Origin of the sequence: Pseudomonas helleri (genome assembly GCF_009600315.1) — a bacterium.
Taxonomy (GTDB): Bacteria; Pseudomonadota; Gammaproteobacteria; order Pseudomonadales; family Pseudomonadaceae; genus Aquipseudomonas; species Aquipseudomonas helleri_A.
The window spans coordinates 1-14,617 of the sequence record NZ_WIWC01000064.1 but is presented as its reverse complement, the minus strand read 5'-3'; the positions used below and the strand labels follow the sequence as shown (position 1 = coordinate 14,617).

Sequence of the window (14,617 nt, the reverse complement as noted above, 5' to 3'; positions counted from 1 at the left end):
GGATGCCGACGCCGATGCCGATGCCGATGCCGATGCTGATGCGGATGCCGACGCGGATGCTGACGCCGATGCCGATGCCGATGCCGATGCCGATGCTGACGCCGACGCCGACGCCGATGCCGATGCCGATGCTGACGCCGATGCCGATGCTGACGCGGATGCTGATGCTGATGCTGATGCTGATGCTGATGCTGATGCGGATGCCGATGCTGATGCTGACGCGGATGCGGATGCGGATGCGGATGCTGATGCTGACGCGGATGCCGACGCCGATGCTGACGCCGACGCCGACGCCGACGCCGATGCCGATGCCGATGCCGATGCTGACGCGGACGCCGATGCCGATGCCGACGCGGATGCCGATGCCGACGCAGATGCTGACGCTGATGCTGACGCGGATGCCGACCCAACCGCCCGCGACGATCTGGCTACAGCTGAAGTCATCATTACACCAGTCACTACCAATACACCTCTGGCCGATATGCGTGCTTCAGTGCTCTTGGGGGTGGGTGGCATTATTGAAGTAGGTTCAACCCAAGCGGTACAAACGTTCTCGGTCGCCAGCGGTGAAACCGGTAGCCTGAATGTTTCGTTTGGTTCGGCTGATCTGGTCTCGCTGTTAAAAGGTGGGTTTTCAGCGACCCTTGAGGTCAGCGATGGCAACGGAAACTGGTCTCCAGTGCAGTCGGTGGGCGGTGGTACTGGCTTGCTCGATTTGTTGGGCTTGCTGGGCTCCGGCAATAGCTTCCAGGTTCCAGACCTGGCGTCCGGTGAGTACCGCTTCACGCTCAAGGTAGAACCGAGTTTGTTGTATGTGGGCGCCAATGCGGTTGCGCAGGTGAGTGTCACTAACGAAAGTCTGACCGACTTCAATACCTCGGTTACTGCAGTGGGCGGTAATGTCATCACCGATGCCGGTATTGATGGTCAACCGGATGATCCGGGCACCGGTGGCCCGGTCACGGTTCAGATCGAGTCCGGCGGCTCCTTTATTGACGCCAATGCTACTACCGGCACCGTTGTGCAGGGGCTTTATGGTCAATTGACCATCTTTGCCAATGGCACTTATAGCTACACCCCGAATGGCGATGCGACCAATATCGGTAAGGTCGATGCCTTCAACTATCAACTGATCAACACCAGCGGTGGGACATCAGCAGCGACCCTGTATGTACGGATTGACAGCCCGGATGTCGACTTGACCTGGAACGCTGCAGATCCGTCTGCACCGGGCGTAGGGACTACCGTTGCGACCGATGATCTGGGTACGGCCCAAGTCGATATCAATAACGTGGTCGGGGCGCCGCAAACCGTGACGACGTTGTCTTACGGCGTGCCGGTATTGGGGCAGGGAACCGGTAACGGCGCCAGTTTCACAGTGGCCGCCGATACCACGGCTCAGTTGAAAGTTGACCTCACGGTAGGCGGGCTGTTGACCGTGCTGCCCAATACCACGCTTTACCTGCAAAAGTTTGTAGACGGTGCCTGGGCAACTCAACAAACCCTCACCTCGTCTCCGGCTTCGCATACCTTCAGCGGGCTGACCGAGGGTACATGGCGGGTGTCGGGGTTATCGGGAGGGCTTTCGGTATTTGGGACAGTCAACATCGCCCAGACCGTGACCCCCACCTACCTGACGCAGTTCGAAGTGGGTGCAATGACTAACGCAACGGGCAGTGTCTTTGCCGACAGTTTGTCAGGTGCAGATGTTCGTAGCCCGCTGACCGTCTTGAGTCTGTTGGTCGGCGCTGCTTATGTGATACCCGGCCCGACGGGCGCAACCGTCAACGGTGAACACGGCAGCCTGACGCTGTTTGCCAATGGCAGCTACATCTACACACCTCACGCAGGTTTGACCCTGACCGAAATTGGTCAGGTGGATCAGTTCACCTACAAACTTACCGATCCAAACGGTCAGGAAGATACGGCAACCCTGTATGTGCGTATTGATACACCCGACCGCGATCTGGTCTGGGACGACACCAATCCGGGTGCCCCGGCCACAGAAGGGCCAGCGCTCGCCGCACTGTCGGTGGAGGAGCCTGCCGCCGTCACTGACGAGGATGCTGCAACCGATGGCAGCGGTGATCACAGCGATCCTTCAGTGGTTGCCGACACCGACTTTGCCCACGTCGCTTCAGACGCGGGTACTGAGGGGCTGTTGTGGGAGGGCAGCGATGCGGCCATCAACCTCACCGATCTGATCGGCAAGGTCAGCGGCATTGACAGCATCGACCTGAATAACGTCAGCGCGGTTGATCTGACCTTGAGTCTCGAAGACCTGGTGTCCATCACAGGCCCCGAGGCGGATCGCCTGGTGATTCAGGGCGACGATCAAGACAGCGTCCACCTGACCGGCAACTGGTCGTCTGGCGTCAGTCAGGTAGAGAACGGTCTTGAATACGTGATCTACACCAGCCCGGAAGATCAAACCCATCAGCTTTGGGTTCAGAGCGGCATCACCGTGGTGTAAATCACACCCCTTAACCCGGGCCGAAAGGCCCGGCTTTATGCATTAACGGTATTGCGACGATGGCTCGGGTCTCAGACGAGACCCGGTCTGTTGTTGTGTGCATCGGCCTTTACCGGCGTGCATGTGATACCCCTTTGCTGTTTCGCTGAGTGAGCCTTTATCGGGTAACACTCATCTGGGGGCTGGATTTGAGGCATAAAACGCTGGTCAGACATTTATCTGCCTTGTGTGTGGCAGTCGCAGTAGTTCCGCTGCCTGTAGAGCGGATCATGGCCAAACCGTTTTCCGACGACGCCCAAGGCGTCAGCATCATCAGTCCAAGCAAACTGGACACGAATTTACCGGGTGGCCCCATGGGCGTCAGTGCGCCTGTGCCACCGCAACATGTAATCCCGGACACCCTCGACCTGAACCGCGCCGTACAGTTGGTGGTGGAGTGGCATCCGGCAATTGCCGAATCCATTGGCAAGTTGTTTCAACAGAACCAGAACGTGACCATTGCTCGTTCCGGTTATTACCCGCAAATCAGCGGCGGCCTGCGCTCGGGCTACGACAGCGGCGTCTCCGGTAATGGCCAAAGTCAGGCCTTTACGCTGTCGATGTCGCAAATGCTGTATGACTTCGGCAAGGTCTCGAGCTCAGTGGACAGCGCCCTGGCCCGTGTCAGCGGGAGTCAGGCGGGCATCCTGTTGGCCATTGATCAGGTCACGCGCGAAACCTCGTTTGCGGTGATTGAACTGCAACGTGCACAAACCCTTGAAGTGCTGGCGCGGGATCAGGTCAAGGGCGTCTCGGCCATTGCTGAGCTGGCGAAAAAACGCAGCGATATGGGGGCCAGTACCCGTTCCGACTTGTTTCAAGCGCGCTCGCGAGTTGAGGCGGCCATTGCCACGCAGTTGCAATACGCCGCGCAGTTGAATCGTTGGCGCAGTGCCTTGGCCAGCCTGCTGGGCACGCAAACCACGGTCAATGTCTCGCCGGGTTTCCCGGAAAACCTTGAGCACTCCTGTCAGGGCGTGGTGCCCGACGAAGCGGTGACGCCTTCGCTGTTGATCGCGCAATCGCAACAGGTCGACGCGGTGGCGCAAATCGCCAATGCCCGCGCCGAAGGCTTGCCCACCCTGTCGCTGGACCCGGAACTGACGCAGTACCTGGACAACAACGACAGCGATATTCAGGGCGGACGCGACCGAACGCGCTACGGGGTGTTCCTCAACGTGAAAGTGCCGATCTATCAGGGCGGTGCCATCAACGCCCGCAAAGCCTCGGCTGAACAGGCCCTGCGTACAGCTCAGGCGGCCAGCGACGCGGCCCGGCTTTCGGTGCGACAGGGCTTGCTGGAAGCTCGGGATCAGATTTCCAGCCTCGCACAGCGCCTCACCACGTTGGATTTTCGCGAACGCAGCATTACGGAAACCAAAGACTTGTACCAACAACAATATTTGGAGCTGGGAACCCGGCCGCTGCTGGACCTGCTCAATGCCGAGCAGGAAATCCATCAGGCGCGCATGGACCGTGAAAATACCTCCGCCGACCTGCGGCGCCTGAAGATCGATTGCCTCTACAACACCGGTGGACTGCGCACTGCGTTCCATCTGGACAACAGCGCGATACAAGGCGTGGAGATCCAACCATGAACGATGCCGTGATGCTTGAGGCTGACACGCAAGCCGCTGCACAACCCGCGCAGACAACGCTCAATCGCTCATCCGCGCTGGATTACGAAGTGTGGCTGGACGCTATTTTGCTGGTGGCCCGACATTACCGGCTGGAGTGCTCGGCGCAAACCGTGCGGCTGGCGGTGCAGTGGACCGAAGGCAGCGTGGTCGAGGACGTGGTGCGCCAAATGGCCCGTCAGGCCGGGCTCAACTGCATGATTGTGGACTTCTCGGCCACGACCCTGATGCAGCGGCAAATGCCATTGGTGGTGCAACTGGATGATGGTCAGGTCGGCGTGCTGCAAACCGTGGGGGATGACGATGATTTAGGCATCACCTACAGCGGTGACGCCGGGCTGCAAAGCCGCATTGCGCGTCAGGATCTGATCGAGCACGCCAGTAAAATCCTGATTCTGCGGCCCATGCGTGCGGTGCGTGATGCGCGCGTGGATGACTATATAAAGAGTTACCAAAAGGACTGGTTCAAAAACATTGTGCTGCGTGACGTGCGCCCGTACGGCTATGTGATGCTGGCGTCGCTGATCACCAGCGTACTGGGGCTGGCCGGGGTGCTGTTTTCGATGCAGGTGTATGACCGGGTGATCCCGGCCGAGTCGCTGCCGACCCTGTATGTGCTGTTCGGCGGCGTGCTGTTGGCGTTGCTGTTCGATTTCATCATGCGCATGACCCGCGTACGGATTACCGACATGCTCGGCAAGCGCGCCGACATGCGCGTTTCCGATCTGGTCTTTGGGCATGCCCTTCGCTTGCGCAACAGCGCGCGGCCCAAGTCCACCGGCTCGTTTATATCCCAGCTCAAAGAACTGGAGCAGGTGCGTGAACTGATCACCTCCAGCACCGCCACGGCCTTGGCTGACTTGCCGTTTTTCCTGCTGTTTTTGGTGATTTTCTGGTTTATTGCCGGCCCCCTCGTCGCCGTGCCCATGGTGGCGGTACTGTTTATGGTGATTCCGGGGTTGTTGTCGCAAAAGAAACTGGCGCGCATGGCCAATGAGTCGATGCGCGAAAGCTCATTACGCAGCGCCATGCTGGTGGAAACCGTGCAAGGGCTGGACGACATCAAGGCCCTGCAAGCCGAACAGCGTTTCCAGCAGCAATGGAACCACTACAACGCCAGTTGTGCGGACGCCAATTTGCACCTGCGCTTGCTGACCAACCGGCTGATCAACTGGAGCAACACGGTTCAAGGTTCGGTGTTTGCGCTGGTCATCGTGTTCGGAGCGCCTATGGTGATGGCCAGCGACATGACCACCGGCAGTCTGGTGGCCGCGTCGATTCTGTCATCGCGCATGATGGCGCCGATGTCGCAGCTCACCCAGGTGCTGACCCGCTGGCAGCAAGCCAAAGTGGCGCTTAAAAGCCTCAATAACATCATGGAACTGCCGGTGGACCACGCCGAGGGCAGCAAACGTGTGCATTTGCCGGTGGTGCGGGGCGATTATGTGCTGTCCCAGGCCGCGTTTCAGTACGCTGACGATGCGCCGACCCCCGCCTTGCTGGTGGCCGACCTGAAGATCAAGCCGGGTGAACGCATAGCCATCCTGGGGCGCAACGGCGCAGGCAAATCCACTCTGCTTCAGGCGTTGGCCGGCATGCTCGACCTCAAGGCCGGCACGATCAGCCTGGACGGCGTGGCGCTGGCGCATATCGACCCGGCCGATGTACGTCGAGACCTTGGGCTGCTGACGCAAAACTCCCGACTGTTTCACGGCACCCTGCGGGACAACCTGATCATGGGCGCGCCCCATGCCACCGACGCAGAAATACTGCATGCGCTATCGGTGACCGGGGCGGCGGAATTTGTCGGCAAGTTTGCCGATGGCATGGACCACTTGATCCTCGAAGGCGGGCTGGGCCTGTCGGGCGGGCAACGCCAGTCGTTGCTGTTGTCACGGCTGATTATTCGCCAGCCGCACATCGTCCTGCTGGATGAACCGACGGCCTCACTGGACGAAGCCACCGAGCGCAACCTGATCCAGAACCTGGACACATGGGCGGCGCATCGCACCTTGATCATCGCCACGCACCGCATGAGCGTGTTGAGTCTGGTGAACCGAATCATCGTCGTCGACAACGGCAGAATCGTTGTGGATGACACCAAGGAGAACGCCATCGCGCGGCTTTCCAAACCTCAAAAGGCGCCGCAATGACGATGACGTGCCCCCCGAGCGCCATGGCTGAGGACTGCGCCCATGAACAAAAATAAAAAAATCCCGCTACTTGCCCGTGAAGACGACAGCGATCGGCCTTACCACGATGGGGTCGATGACAGCACCGTGGTGCGTGCGACGCGGGTGGTCTGGTATGCCTTCGCCTTGCTCGCCGCCTTTGGCGCCTGGGCGTATTTCTTTGAGGTCGATGAAGTGTCCAATGGCACTGGCAAAGTCATCCCGACCTCCCGTGAGCAAATCATTCAATCGCTGGAGGGCGGAATCGTCACCGAGTTGAACGTGAGCGAAGGCGACATCGTTAAAAGTGGCCAGGTGCTGGCCCGACTTGACCCGACCAAAACCGAATCCAACTTCGATGAGAGCGCGGCCAAATACCGCGCATCGCTGGCCAGCGTGGTGCGTTTGCAGGCCGAAGTGAATAACAAACCCTTGAATTTTCCCGATGAGCTACAGCGTTTCCCGGCGTTGATACGTGCAGAAACAGACCTGTATACGACGCGGCGCAAGGGGCTGGAAGAATCACTGGCCGGGGTTCGCTCTTCATTGGCACTGGTGCGCAGTGAACTGGACATCACCGAGAACCTGGCCAAGGTGGGCGCGGCCAGTAACGTTGAAGTGTTGCGGCTCAAGCGGCAAAAGGCCGAGCTGGAGTTAAAACTGACCCAGGCCCGTTCTGATTACATGGTGCATGCCGGTGAGGAAATGGCCAAAGCCAACGCGGACGTCGAAACCCTCTCATCGATCATGCGCGGGCGTTCCGACTCGGTGACGCGCCTGACCTTGCGCTCGCCGGTGCGCGGCATCGTCAAGGGGATTGAGGTCACCACCATCGGCGGCGTCATCCCGCCCAATGGTCGCCTGATGCAAATTGTTCCGCTGGATGAACAGTTGCTGATCGAAGCCCGCATCTCGCCGCGTGACATTGCGTTCATCCACCCGGATCAAGTGGCCAAGGTCAAAATCACCGCCTACGACTACGCCATCTATGGCGGCATGGACGGCAAAGTGGTGACCATTTCCCCGGACACCATTCAGGACGAGGCCAAGCCGGAAGTGTTTTATTACCGTGTCTTTATCCGCACGGATGCTGACGTATTGAAGAACAAAGCCGGCAAAACCTTCTCCATCGTACCGGGCATGATTGCCTCGGTGGACATCAAAACCGGTCGTAAAACCGTGCTCGACTACCTGGTTAAGCCCATGAACCGCGCCCGCGAGGCATTGCGTGAACGCTAAAAGCCGTACCGCCCATCTGCGTAGCAGCGGACGAGTAGCACGAGGCCGCGTTCGGTTGCGTAGCAACCGTAAAACCATTCAATGCGGTGTGTCAGTTGCAACCCGTTGACCGGTTTACGGCGACTGCGTCCCCGGACGCGGCCTCGTTCTACTCGTCCGCTGCTACGAGGATGTGGGTTTCTTTCGTTTTGATGATCGTAGTGATGCTGGCAGGCGCCGCCAACGCTCTGGAGCGTAACGACAACACCACTGCGTTGCTATGGAACACCCCCGCAGACAAGGCAACCTGCACCCAGCCCACCTCCGCGCTGTGGGTCGAGTTTGGTTCAGGTCAGGCCTGCATTCGCTACTTTGCCGGGGCTGCGCCAAGCCGTGCGCCCGTGGTGATTGTGATGTTCCATGGCGATCGCAACATTGAAATGCATCGTGCTCCCGAAGCCATTCAGGGCAATACCCTGGCGGCCAAGGTACGACAAGCCGCCGCGATGACACGTCGGGCCGGGGTGCCGGTGGTGATCATGGCACGGCCGGGCACTTATGGTTCCAGTGGCAACCACGGGCAACGGCGTCAGGCTCAGGAATTTCTCGCATTGAATGCAGCACTGGATGACTTACGCCAACGTTACGGCATTGGCCAGTTTGTGTTGCTGGGTCACAGTGGCGGGGCGACGGTGACAGCCGCGTTGCTGACGCTGGGCCGCACGGATGTGAAATGCGCGGTCATGACCAGTGGCGCGTTCGATCTGGTGCAACGCGCACAAATGATTCGTCAGAGCAAAGGGCTGCCCTCCAGACCGGGGCGCGACACCAATGGGCTGCTCAACCCCTATGACCCGGGCCAGCACATCGACGGCATCAAAAAGGTGCCCGGGCGCGAACTGTTCATCATCGGCAACCCCGACGATCAGATCGCGCCATTCAGTTTGCAGCAAGGTTTTTACAATGCGCTCAAGCGGGCAGGGCATGAGCCTCGATTGATCGAAGCCGCCGCGGTGCCGCCCGCCAATCATCAACTGCGCAACGACATCGGCCTCAAGACCGCCGCGGGCTGTGCCAAAGACTGACACAGCCTGCGGCATGGCCCGCCGTTATGAAGCCGTCAACCAAGTGCTCAGCTGTGAAAGCCCCGTCCCGCCCGAACTTTTGACCAGTACCCAATCCCCCGGCGCAAACCAGTGAGCGCGTTGCTCCAGCAGCGCTTCATTAAGTGCTTGAGCATGTTCAAACCACAGCACTGGCAGTTCATCCCGCAAGGCGTGATAAAGCCCCTGCATATAAGGGCCACACAACACCACGTGGCGGGGCGAAGCATTGCGCACGTGCTCAGCCAATTGCAGGTGGTAACGCTGGCTGTCCGGCCCCAATTCCAGCATGTCTCCCAGTACCAACACCCGCTGAGAGGGGGCAACCGGCAAGTCCGCCACCGATTGCAGGGCGGCCTGCATGGAGCCGGGGTTGGCGTTGTAAGCATCGTTGATCAACTGAAACTGGCCTTCGCCGCAGCTGAACGACTGCACATCGCCACGGCCCTCGACCGGGGTGAATTCAGTCAGCAGGTGCAAGGCCTCACGAGCCTCCAGCCCGGCAGCCAGCAGCGTGGCCAACACCGCCAGTGCGTTGATGACCATGTGCTTGCCGCGCGCCTTGAGGGTGAAATCGAAAGTGTGGTCAGCGTGTCGCGCGTGAACGCCTACTTCATCGGTCTCACTGCGCCACCCCTGTAATTGCAAGTCGGCCTGCGGGTGTTCACCAAAACTGATGATCTGTAACTGCGCGGTGCTGGCGGCTTTGGCAAACACCTCGTAAAACGGCATGTCGCGGCACAACACCGCCTGACCGCCAGGGGCCATGGCGCTGAAAATGGCGCTTTTTTTGCGCGCCAGATTATGCAGCGTGCCGTGATACTCCAGATGCGCAGGCGCCAGCCCGGTCACGACGGCAATGTGTGGGCGAACCAGTTCGGAATTGATGGGCATGCGGCCCACGGCCATTTCCAGCACCCAGAACAGGTTCGGGGCTGTCAGGCTGGCCATGTTCCAGGCAATGCCGTGGGGCAAGTTGGCATTGGCCTCGGTTTGCCCGACAGGCCCCCAATGGCGCAGCGCATGGGCAAGCATGGCGACCACGGTGGTCTTGCCAAAGCTGCCGGTGACACCCACGACCTTGCCCGCAAATCGCTGACGAATAGCGCGCCCCATCTGCAACATGGCTTCCTGGGTATCGGCCACGTGCAGGGCCGGTATACCGCAGTTCTGGTAGGGCGTCGGGTCTACGCAGAGAAACGCGGATGGCCTGCGCTCAGGCGCCGCGCTGGCCCAGATGCGTGCCAGCCGTGCCTCATTGGGTTTCACTTTGGAGGGATGACGACTCAGCATTCGCAGCGGTTTGAAATACAGCATGGACGGCACCAGACCACTGGCACGCCAGTTGGCTTCGGGTTGCTCTGTCCATGTCCCCTGAGTGGCGTTGGCCAGCGAGGTAGCGTCCCAGCTCAGGTCTTGGGGAGGCGCCTGCGGCTCAACCGGCGATTGCACCTGCGGGGCACCTGCCTCCAGATAGCGGTGATAGGCAATCAAGCCAGACAGATAATGTTCAACATCATCTATGCGAACCCGAAAGGCGTGGTGACGAATGAAGAATGCGCCGACGATGCGCGCCGGATTACGCATGAACATCGCCATTTCCGGCCAGAAATAACCATTGAGCAGATAGCGGGCCCGGTGGTGCAGGGCGGTATAAAACGCTCCCAGGTCGATCTCTTTGAGCAACGGGTGCAGGGCAGGCAGTTGCTCGATTCGCGCCAGCATTTGCTGAGCCGCCATCATCAGTTCAAGCAGGGTGGGGAAGGTGGTGATGCGTTGCTGAACGAAGCCCAGATACCCCGCGACATTGCTTAACCCGAAGCGAAAATACTTTTCGTCAGGACGGTAGCGGGTCAGCTCGTTGACGCAGTAGCTGAGCCAGTGATCATGCTCGCGCCAATGCTCCTTGAGGATAAAGTAGTCGAAGGCCTTTTCCACTACCCCAAGCCAGCGCTCGTTGCGACTCAAGGCATAGAGGCGGATAAGGCCGAAAGCAGCCTCGCCATCGTAATAAATAATCCGGAAGGGCTCTTTCACGCTCAAGTCATGGGCGTTCAATACATGCACAAACGCCCCGCTGGCCGGGTCTTGCATCCATGCCATGCCGTTGGCGAGGGCTTCCAGCAAAGGTAAGTAGTGGTCAGAGCCGGTGACTTCGCTGTACTTGACCAAGGCCAGCAGACACACCGCATTGCCGCCCAGCTTGATCTCGTTGCCCGTATCCAGCAGAAATGCCGCTGCGCTGCCATCGGGCAGTGTGTAAGGTTTGATCAACACCTGCGTCAGGTAGCCAAGCGCCCGGTCAATGGCCGCTTTGAGTGTTTCATCTTCAGTCAGTGCCCACGCCTCGATCATTGAGTAGGTACTGCTGGCGTGGCGCAAGGTGTTGTAGGTATTGATGGGCCGGTCGAAACACGGGAAGTAGCCGTAGATAAACTGCCCGCTGGTTTGCACCTGCCGACCCAAGTAGTCCGACGCAGTCTCGATGGTGCTTCTTATGGTATCGGGCGTCAGCGCGGCCAAGTGACGCCATCCCGTCTCTGCCCCTGTGCTGTTAAGGGGGTAGGCAATGGCGTCTTCAGCGCAAAACACCCCGGTGGTATCAAACAGATAAACCCTGCTCTCAGGCTGATCGAGCACGCGTTGAACAGCGGCTGAGGTTGCGCTCCCGGTAAATCGCCGTTTGGCGTAGACCGCGAAATTGCCGCTGTTGAACGTAGCGTGTGGACACTGAGCACCGCCATACAGAATGGCGTTGGCGTTGAGTTCCTGTTCCGTCAGGGCGCACTCCAGCTGACTGTCGAAGGCGATACCGCGGCGAAAGTAATTACGTTTGTAGCGTTGCAGGCGTTCGGTCAGCGCAACCCAGGTGATAGGCGTGATATTGATTGCACGTTCGACCCGCAGCCACAGCGGCAAATGCTCGCCGGATCGAGCCGCCAGCGACCTGAGTTTTTCCTCGATTTGCCTGGCTCCGCACGTCCAGGCCTGTTCAAAACTGCTGGCACTGCTGTGCACGGTGTGAGCGCGTTGCCGGGTGTCACTGATCGAGAAAAACAGCGTACAGGGTTGAGTATCATCGCCAGCGAGGCGCGCGGTTTGACGGAAGAAAGCATGGGCTGCGAGTAATTGCTGACTCAAAGGCATGATAAATCCAACAAAGGAGATAAAAAAACAGTGTTTTTTTTATGTAAGCGAAGCGTATTTCCACGTAAACCTGCGAGTTACAGTTCAGCGAGTTAATACCAAAGTATTAACTCGTGTATGAAGTAAGCGCCCGTTTACGACTCTTCGCTATCTCGTACCCTTGAAGCAACTTCGAGCCGCTCTTCGCACTGCTGCAAATGATCTCTGATCAATTTGCGAATGACTTGAGAAATGGTCTGGTCGGTTTCTTCGGACAGAATTTCAAGTTTCTCTTTGGTCGGCGCGTCAATGAGGACGGTGAGGCGCGTAGTCTTGTGTGGCATGGTCCAGATCCTTGTGTAGAGCGCGGGTTCAGCTGCCGCGTGCAGTGTGAGCACCCTCCGGTATAAGGTGTATGCAGGAGTCAATTGAATCCTTTTGAACAATAAGCCAGAGCATCATGCACGATAGTCAATCCTATTTATATAACGCGGGCTGATACTTTTATGCGACGTTTGAAATGAATAGCTTTGACACTCTTTGTGCTGAAGTAGTTGCCGTGCCTTTTGAATAAAACTTACTGAGCGGGCACCGGCAGGTCTGCCCAATGGCAAGTAACGAGCGACGGTTTACCCCTGTCGAAGTTCAGTATTCGATGACCGTTTCGCACTGAGTTGTCATTGAACAGGCGCCCGCTCACTGCGGGCGCCTGTTCACCTGTCAGCCTGACCAGACCTGCGGGTTGACCAAATCCTGCGGGCGTTCACCCAACAGCGCACTGCGCAGGTTGGCCAGAGCGCGGTTGGCCATTGCCTCGCGGGTTTCATGGGTTGCCGAACCAATATGCGGCAACGTCACGGCATTTTTAAGCTGGAACAACGGCGATTCCGACAACGGCTCTTTCTCGTAAACATCCAGCCCGGCGCCACGGATCGTGCCGTTTTGCAGGGCTTCGATCAGCGCGGGTTCATCCACCACCGGGCCACGGGAAATATTCACCAGAATGGCGCTTTTCTTCATCAGGCCCAGTTCGCGGTGGCTGATCAGGTGTTTGGTTTTCTCGCTTAGCGGCACCACCAGGCACACGAAATCCGACTCGGCCAGCAACTGATCCAGCGTACGGAACTGCGCGCCCAATTCGTGCTCAAGCTCGGTCTTGCGGCTATTGCCGCTGTACAGAATCGGCATGTTGAAGCCCAGACGACCCCGACGTGCAACGGCGGCACCGATATTGCCCATACCGACAATGCCCAACGTCTTGCCATGCACATCGCTGCCGAACAACGCGGGCGGCACACTGGCCTGCCACTGACCGGCCTTGGTCCAGGCATCGAGCTCGGCGACCCGGCGGGCGGTGCTCATGATCAGCGTAAAACCCAGATCCGCCGTGCTTTCAGTCAACACATCCGGGGTATTGGTCAGCATGATCCCGCGTTCGTTGAAATAGTCGACATCGTAGTTGTCGTAACCCACCGACACACTGGACACCACTTCAAGCTGTTTGGCGTTTTCCAGTTGTTTGCGTCCCAGCTTGCGGCCGACTCCGATCAAACCGTGGGCATGGGGCAATGCTTCTTCAAACTGCGCATTGATGTCGCCCGCTTTGGGGTTGGGCACGATGACGTTGAAATCCTGTTGCAGGCGTTCGACCATCTCGGGGGTGACGCGGCTGAAGGCAAGTACGGTTTTCTTTGTGCTGGAAAGACTCATGTGAACAAGACTCATCGGCTGTCGGGAATGTAAGCACGCTAACATTCCTTGCAGCATTTTGCAGCGCTGGGGTGTGGATATGGAATGCACCACGCGTTTTCAAAACCTTTTCATTGCACGGCTATAGCAATAAGGCACTACCCGGCGGCAGAGCAGAGGTCGATACTCGTTGACTCTTTCAGACCTTGCACCCTTGGGAGTCATCTATGAGCAGCACAGGTTTTCACGGCAAAGTCGCCTTGGTACAAGGCGGTTCGCGCGGTATAGGGGCGGCTATCGTCAAACGACTGGTAGAGGGCGGCGCAGCGGTTGCGTTTACCTACGTCAGTTCAGTGAACAAGGCCCAGGCCCTGCAAGACAGCCTCAATGCCAGCGGTGGCAAGGTCTTGGCCATTCATGCCGACAGTGCCGATGCTCAAGCCATTTGTGACGCGGTCGACAGCACCGTCAAAGCGTTTGGCCGCCTCGATATTCTGGTCAACAACGCGGGCGTGCTGGCGGTGGGGCCGCTGGAAGATTTCAGTCTGGAAGATTTTGACCGCACGTTGGCCATCAACGTACGCAGTGTGTTTGTGGCGACCCAAGCGGCGGCCAAATACATGACCGAGGGCGGGCGCATCATCAATATTGGTAGCACCAATGCCGAACGCATGCCATTCGCGGGCGGTGGCCCGTATGCCATGAGCAAATCGGCGCTGGTGGGGCTGACCAAGGGGCTGGCGCGTGATCTGGGGCCGCGGGGGATTACCATCAACACCGTGCAACCGGGACCGGTGGACACCGACATGAACCCGGCAACCGGGGATTTTGCCGAGAGTTTGATTCCCTTGATGGCCATTGGTCGTTACGGCAAGGCGGATGAGATTGCCAGCTTCGTGGCCTATCTGGCAGGCCCGGAAAGTGGCTACATCACGGGGGCCAGCCTGACGGCGGATGGTGGGTTCAGCGCGTAAGGCAAGGCATTGATGCAGTTGCAGTTGCAGTTGCAGTTGCAGTAGATCTTGATCTGGCTTTTGATCTTGATCTTGATCTTGATTTACCGCCCCATCGGGAGGCCGAATGTAGGTTTCGCGGAGTGGGTCGACCGGCATGGATGCCGGGAGAGCCGTGTTGGGCCAAGGATGGCCCGTCACGGCGTGC

General features: G+C 58.7%; 9 protein-coding genes. 6 read left to right on the top strand and 3 right to left on the bottom strand.

Going from position 1 to position 14,617, the window contains the following annotated elements; genetic code table 11:
- The 5 genes from GHN86_RS23480 to GHN86_RS22340 all read left to right on the top strand — a co-directional run.
- A partial coding sequence (locus GHN86_RS23480) for a BapA/Bap/LapF family large adhesin (RefSeq protein WP_228389637.1) occupies nt 1–2,473 on the top strand: 2,473 nt, incomplete at its 5' end.
- Nucleotides 2,474–2,742: 269 nt separating this feature from the next.
- Complete coding sequence (locus tag GHN86_RS22355) at nt 2,743–4,110, top strand: TolC family outer membrane protein (RefSeq protein WP_153382757.1); 1,368 nt, start codon at nt 2,743–2,745, stop codon at nt 4,108–4,110.
- A complete protein-coding gene (locus GHN86_RS22350; protein WP_153382759.1) occupies nt 4,107–6,302 on the top strand; it encodes a type I secretion system permease/ATPase in 2,196 nt (731 codons plus the stop codon). Before GHN86_RS22355 ends, GHN86_RS22350 begins: the two co-directional genes overlap by 4 nt.
- Before the next feature lie 42 nt (nt 6,303–6,344).
- The gene (locus tag GHN86_RS22345; protein ID WP_153382761.1) at nt 6,345–7,559 is read left to right on the top strand and encodes an HlyD family efflux transporter periplasmic adaptor subunit; all 1,215 of its coding nucleotides are present in this window, start codon (nt 6,345–6,347) and stop codon (nt 7,557–7,559) included.
- Between the two features lie 203 nt (nt 7,560–7,762).
- Entirely contained in the window at nt 7,763–8,623 is an 861-nt protein-coding gene (locus GHN86_RS22340) for an alpha/beta hydrolase family protein (RefSeq protein ID WP_228385459.1), read from the top strand.
- A 24-nt stretch (nt 8,624–8,647) separates the two neighbouring features.
- Here the strand turns inward: GHN86_RS22340 and GHN86_RS22335 are convergent, their stop codons facing one another.
- From GHN86_RS22335 to GHN86_RS22325, 3 genes are all read right to left on the bottom strand, one after another.
- The gene (locus tag GHN86_RS22335; RefSeq protein ID WP_153387342.1) at nt 8,648–11,788 is read right to left on the bottom strand and encodes a Mur ligase family protein; all 3,141 of its coding nucleotides are present in this window, start codon (nt 11,786–11,788) and stop codon (nt 8,648–8,650) included.
- Between the two features lie 134 nt (nt 11,789–11,922).
- Nucleotides 11,923–12,111 (bottom strand): ribbon-helix-helix protein, CopG family, encoded by a 189-nt coding sequence (locus GHN86_RS22330; protein ID WP_153382767.1) that lies wholly within the window; start codon nt 12,109–12,111, stop codon nt 11,923–11,925.
- A 376-nt stretch (nt 12,112–12,487) separates the two neighbouring features.
- Nucleotides 12,488–13,477 (bottom strand): 2-hydroxyacid dehydrogenase, encoded by a 990-nt coding sequence (locus GHN86_RS22325; protein WP_153382769.1) that lies wholly within the window; start codon nt 13,475–13,477, stop codon nt 12,488–12,490.
- A 206-nt stretch (nt 13,478–13,683) separates the two neighbouring features.
- On the opposite strand from GHN86_RS22325, the gene GHN86_RS22320 reads away from it, so the two are divergent.
- Nucleotides 13,684–14,430, top strand: coding sequence for a 3-oxoacyl-ACP reductase family protein (locus GHN86_RS22320; RefSeq protein ID WP_153382771.1), 747 nt, complete (start codon nt 13,684–13,686; stop codon nt 14,428–14,430).
- Nucleotides 14,431–14,617: the final 187 nt, after the last annotated feature.

Excerpts from the sequence above, each read along its gene's own strand:
- GHN86_RS22325 (WP_153382769.1), bottom strand. The coding sequence starts at position 13,477 with ATGAGTCTTTCCAGCACAAAGAAAACCGTACTTGCCTTCAGCCGCGTC.
- GHN86_RS22350 (WP_153382759.1), top strand. The coding sequence starts at position 4,107 with ATGAACGATGCCGTGATGCTTGAGGCTGACACGCAAGCCGCTGCACAA.
- GHN86_RS22355 (WP_153382757.1), top strand. The coding sequence starts at position 2,743 with ATGGCCAAACCGTTTTCCGACGACGCCCAAGGCGTCAGCATCATCAGT.
- GHN86_RS22330 (WP_153382767.1), bottom strand. The coding sequence starts at position 12,111 with ATGCCACACAAGACTACGCGCCTCACCGTCCTCATTGACGCGCCGACC.
- GHN86_RS22345 (WP_153382761.1), top strand. The coding sequence starts at position 6,345 with ATGAACAAAAATAAAAAAATCCCGCTACTTGCCCGTGAAGACGACAGC.
- GHN86_RS22320 (WP_153382771.1), top strand. The coding sequence starts at position 13,684 with ATGAGCAGCACAGGTTTTCACGGCAAAGTCGCCTTGGTACAAGGCGGT.
- GHN86_RS22340 (WP_228385459.1), top strand. The coding sequence starts at position 7,763 with ATGCTGGCAGGCGCCGCCAACGCTCTGGAGCGTAACGACAACACCACT.
- GHN86_RS22335 (WP_153387342.1), bottom strand. The coding sequence starts at position 11,788 with ATGCCTTTGAGTCAGCAATTACTCGCAGCCCATGCTTTCTTCCGTCAA.